The organism is Arthrobacter sp. Br18, from assembly GCF_000520555.1.
GTDB lineage: Bacteria > Actinomycetota > Actinomycetes > Actinomycetales > Micrococcaceae > Arthrobacter_D.
This window is the reverse complement of sequence record NZ_AZSA01000282.1, coordinates 1-4,697: the sequence shown is the minus strand read 5'-3', so window position 1 is coordinate 4,697 and position 4,697 is coordinate 1. Positions and strand designations below refer to the sequence as shown.

The following is a 4,697-nucleotide window of genomic DNA, read 5'->3' as shown; positions in this document are numbered from 1 at the left end:
CCCAGTAGGCTCGATCAAAGCTCGTGGTTCCTGTCAGTGATGAATGCGTCAAGAACATCCATCCCAGCAGGGCCACGAGCCCTTCAGTTCCTACGACACGAAACCCGCTTTCACCACGAACCACGGAGAGCCCGCAAACCACGGTTGTCATGGGTTTGAACGAGCGTGCCGGAAAAGCTTCAGGGACGCTCTACAATTCCCTAATCACGATCGGCCTGGATGGCGAGACCCTGAATCTGCATCGAAAGCTGACCCCCCACTCACACCGAACGCATTGTCTGGGGAAATGGGGACGCGGCGGGTCTCAAAGTAGTGGATACACCTGCCGGGCGCGTGGGCGGCCTTGTCTGTTGGGAACACTGGCACCCACTGGCACGCCAAGCACTTCACGCGCAAGACGAGCAGATTCACATTGCAGCGTGGCCCGATATCCCCGAAATGCACCACGCGGCATCACGTACCTACGCTTTCGAGGGCCGCTGCTTCGTGTTGTGTGCCGGGCAATTTCTCACAACCAAAGACATCCCGGCCGAACTGCTCGCTGCATACCGATCCGGGGTTGGCCCCGACGCCCCAGAAGAGGGAATACTTTTTAATGGAGGCTCCGGCGTTGTGGGACCCGATGGATCCTGGGTTACCGAACCAGTATTTGGCAAGCCCGCCACCATCATTGCGACGGTCGACCTTGCCCAAAGGGATGCGCTGCAACACGATCTGGATGTCGGCGGTCACTACGGACGATCGGATGTCTTCGAGCTATCAATCGACAGACGGCGAAAGGGAAACGGTCTCGTCTACCGCGACTAACAGATTCCAATTTCAAAACGAACAAATACGGTGCTCCCCTTGGGTTGGGCGGGGGCAGGAGCCTCCGCGCGAGCGGCACATTTCTCCGCCCATTTACTCGGCCTTCTTACCGCTCAGCTAGCCAATCCAGACCAGCAAATCGCAGAACAAACAAACTTCACGGCACACCGTAGCCACCCACGCGACAGTCCTGACCGCTGCCTCCGCCGTGCGCGACCTCAAACAAAACCTGAGGCTACCAATGACAATCAGAACACCACCAAAGTGCCCAAAACACTGCCATTACAACCTGGGAACCACACCAGGTTTCATACGGGATTCTTCTTAGCGGTTAAGCCCGAAAGATATGTTGCGTGGGATCGATGCTCCTGCGGGCACCTTTTCGTCGTTTCTGGGGCCACGCTCAGAGGATAAACCCGCGGCCATCCCGCGATACCGGCACAGCAAGAACTACGTCCAGCGCATCATCGTCGACGAGCCCGAACGACTCCGCCCCACCGCCCTGGAATTGCTGCGCGACCGCTACATGGATCCACCTCAGTAGCCGGTACCAGTGTCGCCCTCGTCCGTCGGCGCGGTCGTCTCGGTGGGTTGCCCTGTTTCCGTGTTGTCGCATGCAGCCAGAAACAGCCCGGCAACGACGGCGGCGGAAGCGGCCATGATCCTCTTGTTCGTGGTCATGGATTAACCCTAAGCATGGTGATGTAACGCATCAAGCGTCTTCAAGGGACTTTTTGGGCCGACGACTCTCCCGCACTCCTCATGATAGGCTCCGCGCCGCGCCGCCCAGATCGCTTTGGCGGCTTGAGAACCTCTATAGGAGTGTCACTATAGGAGCCTCCACCGCCGCCTGCACGGCGAGATCGGACTTGTACCCCCTGCCGAGCTCGAGGACCTCGGGTATCGGGCCTGTGGGATCACTAAGCCTACTGTCCGTACCATGGTGCCGGGCGGCTTGGCCTCATTGTGTTTGGCCCGCCAGTCCTCTAGTAATGGACTATGACAGTGATGTTGAGGTCCCTTGAAACCGCTGTGCCCGAGACTCTCATGAAGCAGCCCGAGGTCCGCGATGCCTTCGCGGCCCAGCCCGAACTCACCCGGCTGGGAACCCGGCTTGTCAACACGGCCTTCGACTCCTCAGGGATCGACACCCGGTACACCGTGGTTAAGGAACTGACGCTGGACACCGAATCCGAGCACCCGGTCTTCTTCGACCGGAAAGAGATGCGCATTCTCACGCCGAGCACAAAGACCCGCAACGAGGTGTACGCGGAAGAGGGCAGCAAGCTCTTCATCGAGGCCGGCCGCAAGGCTCTCGCTGCCGCAACCGGTATCGAAGCCGCCGATATCACCCATGTGGTGACGGTGTCCTGCACCGGCTTCTTTGCGCCGGGACCCGATTACAAGGTGGTACGGGCGCTCGGCCTTTCGCCCTCGGTACAGCGCTACCACCTCGGCTTCATGGGTTGCTATGCGGCCTTCCCCGCGCTCCGCTCGGCGAAGGCCTTCTGCGAGGCCGACCCCGACGCCGTCGTGCTCGTCATCAGTGCCGAGCTGTGCTCACTGCACGTGCGGTCCTCCAATAACCCGGACACCGTTGTCGGCTCATCGCTCTTCGCCGATGGTGCCGCTGCCGCGATTGTCACAGCGCGCGATCTTCCCCTCGACGGCCCGGCGCTAAGCCTCGATCACTTCGAAACCATCCTCACCCCGGTGGGCGAGGAGGCGATGGCCTGGAACATCGGTGATGAGGGTTTCGAGATGGTCCTCGGCACCTATGTCCCCCACATCATCGACGAGCACATCGTCGACGCTCTGGCACCGCTGCTGGCCCATGATGAGACCCTGCGAGGCAAGGCATACCGCGAGATCGAACACTGGGGGATCCACCCGGGTGGACGCAGCATCCTCGACAAGGTCGAAGCGAAACTGGACCTCACCGAAGAGCAGCTTGTGCCTGCCCGCGAGACGCTCCGGCAGTTCGGCAACATGAGCAGCGCCACCGTGATGTTCGTCCTCAAGCATATTCTGGAGCTGCCGTCCTCGGGCGGCAACGGCCGCATCTGCTCCATGGCCTTCGGTCCCGGGCTCACCGTGGAGACCGCGCTTTTCACCAAAGTAGGCGCATGAGCCCTTCCGGTTTCCTGGCCCTGCGGGATACAGCCGCCCTGTGGGAGATGGACAGGCCCGACTGCGACCCGGTGCTGCTGGAGAACACGTACCGGCAATTCAGTCTCGTCAACGCCGTGGTCTCGGGCTGGCGCCACACCTACGGAACGCTGCTACGGCCGCGCCTGTCGACCTCGTCGTCGTGTTCACTGCTCGACGTCGGCTCCGGCGGCGGAGATGTGCCGCGGGCCCTTGCCCGGTGGGCACGCAAGGACGGGCTCGACCTCGAGATCACTGCCATCGATCCCGATGAACGCGCCCATGCGTTCGCGATCACACAACCGCAGGTGCCCGGGCTCACGTTCCGCAGGGCGTTCAGTTCCGAACTCGTTGCCGAGGGCAGAACGTTCGATGCGGTGATTTCCAACCATCTGCTGCACCACCTGTCCCCGGACGAATTTACCGGTCTGCTCCGGGATACCGAGCGACTCTCCCCCGGCATCGCCGTCCACAGTGACATCTCACGCCACCGCGTGGCGTACGGACTTTTTTCAGTCGGGACGATTCCCCTGCGGAATTCCTACATCCGCGCCGACGGACTCACCTCCATCCGGCGCAGCTACACGCCGACCGAGCTCCGCCTGCGTCTGAAAGAGGAGCATCGGACGGGCTGGAGTGTGCGGAGCTCCCCCCTGTTTCACCACTCGCTCGTATATGAGCCAGGGGGCAACGATCGTGCGTGACGTCCTGGTGGTCGGCGGCGGGCCGGTAGGCCTTTACACGGGGCTGCTGCTCCGACGTGCCGGGCTCGACGCCGTCGTGCTCGAGCGGCGCACCGAACGCAGCAGGCATTCCCGCGCCATCGGCATCCACCCGCCAGCACTGGCGGCACTGGATTCAGCGGGAGTGGCCGCGACGCTGGTGTCCAGGGGCGTCCCGATTCCGCATCTGCAACCGCAGTTCCCTCCTCGGACGCCACGTCCGGAGCCGACTTCCGCTGCTATCGAATGCACGCTCAGCGGTTACATCCCAACCCCTCCTACGCACTTCAAGCCCAACGGCGGGCATTCCTCTTCATCCCAACCGGGCACATCCCACATTCGAGCCGGGATGACGGCACACTTCACGAGGTTGTTTACATGTCAATAAATCCGGGCTACGTCCATATCTCCCTCCGCTCCCCGCAGAACCGCCAGGCACGCCAGCAGTTCCCACCTTCCTTCAACGCCCACGCGCAGCAGGTCCCGCATCCGCCTTCACGCCCCCAGGTGGTGTCCGGGGCAGACGCTCCGCACAGCCCTTGAGTGCTCCGGTTCCCGTCGTCGCCCCCAATGGTGTGCCCGGGCCGCAGGCGGTCACCGGCGACACGACCGCGCGCGGCTTCGTGCTGTACGTCGCGCTCGACGAGGCCACCGCCGCAACGGCGGGCACGACCTTCTCGGAGCTCGTACAGGACGTCCATGCCTACGTGCAGTCCCTCGTGCCGACGGCGGAGAGCCACGCGGTGGTAGCCCTCGCACCGGCAGACACACCCGGTTCCGATCTCGATGCCGTGCGTGCGGCACTCGGTGACCCCACCGTGGCCCGGCGTGCGCGCCCCGAAGCGGCTCCCGCCCCGTCGCAGGCGCAGCGGGCCCGTCCCACGGGCGCGCTCATCGACCTGTCGCGCCGCGAAGTGCACCTCGACGGCGAGATGCTGAACCTGACCTTCAGGGAGTTCGAGATCCTGAACTACCTCGTCGAGAACGCGACTCGCACGGTGGGCCGCGAGGAGCTCCTGA

The 4,697-nt window shown here is 63.1% G+C and carries 8 protein-coding genes; 6 read left to right on the top strand and 2 right to left on the bottom strand.

Going from position 1 to position 4,697, the window contains the following annotated elements:
* Nucleotides 1-453 precede the first annotated feature (453 nt).
* Nucleotides 454-732, bottom strand: a complete 279-nt coding sequence (locus Y704_RS25050) for a hypothetical protein (RefSeq protein WP_253904201.1) — start codon at nucleotides 730-732, stop codon at nucleotides 454-456.
* A 421-nt stretch (nucleotides 733-1,153) separates the two neighbouring features.
* Between Y704_RS25050 and Y704_RS25045 the strand changes: the two genes are divergently transcribed.
* Nucleotides 1,154-1,351, top strand: coding sequence for a hypothetical protein (locus Y704_RS25045; protein WP_026548900.1), 198 nt, complete (start codon nucleotides 1,154-1,156; stop codon nucleotides 1,349-1,351).
* On the opposite strand, the gene Y704_RS23795 is transcribed toward Y704_RS25045, so the two are convergent.
* On the bottom strand, nucleotides 1,345-1,488 hold the full coding sequence (locus Y704_RS23795; RefSeq protein ID WP_155850173.1) for a hypothetical protein: 144 nt from the start codon (nucleotides 1,486-1,488) through the stop codon (nucleotides 1,345-1,347). The genes Y704_RS25045 and Y704_RS23795 overlap by 7 nt on opposite strands.
* A gap of 318 nt (nucleotides 1,489-1,806) precedes the next feature.
* Here Y704_RS23795 and Y704_RS0102115 point away from each other — a divergent pair, with 318 nt between their 5' ends.
* From Y704_RS0102115 to Y704_RS18300, 5 genes are all read left to right on the top strand, one after another.
* Complete coding sequence (locus Y704_RS0102115; RefSeq protein ID WP_026548899.1) at nucleotides 1,807-2,937, top strand: type III polyketide synthase; 1,131 nt, start codon at nucleotides 1,807-1,809, stop codon at nucleotides 2,935-2,937.
* Entirely contained in the window at nucleotides 2,934-3,659 is a 726-nt protein-coding gene (locus Y704_RS0102110; RefSeq protein WP_026548898.1) for a class I SAM-dependent methyltransferase, read from the top strand. Before Y704_RS0102115 ends, Y704_RS0102110 begins: the two co-directional genes overlap by 4 nt.
* Entirely contained in the window at nucleotides 3,631-4,065 is a 435-nt protein-coding gene (locus Y704_RS25620; RefSeq protein ID WP_343212797.1) for an FAD-dependent oxidoreductase, read from the top strand. Before Y704_RS0102110 ends, Y704_RS25620 begins: the two co-directional genes overlap by 29 nt.
* Nucleotides 4,056-4,220, top strand: coding sequence for a hypothetical protein (locus tag Y704_RS24300; RefSeq protein WP_162149018.1), 165 nt, complete (start codon nucleotides 4,056-4,058; stop codon nucleotides 4,218-4,220). Before Y704_RS25620 ends, Y704_RS24300 begins: the two co-directional genes overlap by 10 nt.
* On the top strand, nucleotides 4,217-4,697 hold a 481-nt coding region (locus Y704_RS18300; protein WP_216698932.1), incomplete at its 3' end, for a winged helix-turn-helix domain-containing protein. The genes Y704_RS24300 and Y704_RS18300, both read left to right, overlap by 4 nt.

What these genes read in the sequence shown, in the direction of transcription:
- Y704_RS25045 (WP_026548900.1), top strand. Translation starts at nt 1,154, where the DNA reads ATGTTGCGTGGGATCGATGCTCCTGCGGGCACCTTTTCGTCGTTTCTG.
- Y704_RS23795 (WP_155850173.1), bottom strand. Translation starts at nt 1,488, where the DNA reads ATGACCACGAACAAGAGGATCATGGCCGCTTCCGCCGCCGTCGTTGCC.
- Y704_RS0102115 (WP_026548899.1), top strand. Translation starts at nt 1,807, where the DNA reads ATGACAGTGATGTTGAGGTCCCTTGAAACCGCTGTGCCCGAGACTCTC.
- Y704_RS0102110 (WP_026548898.1), top strand. Translation starts at nt 2,934, where the DNA reads ATGAGCCCTTCCGGTTTCCTGGCCCTGCGGGATACAGCCGCCCTGTGG.
- Y704_RS25620 (WP_343212797.1), top strand. Translation starts at nt 3,631, where the DNA reads ATGAGCCAGGGGGCAACGATCGTGCGTGACGTCCTGGTGGTCGGCGGC.
- Y704_RS24300 (WP_162149018.1), top strand. Translation starts at nt 4,056, where the DNA reads ATGTCAATAAATCCGGGCTACGTCCATATCTCCCTCCGCTCCCCGCAG.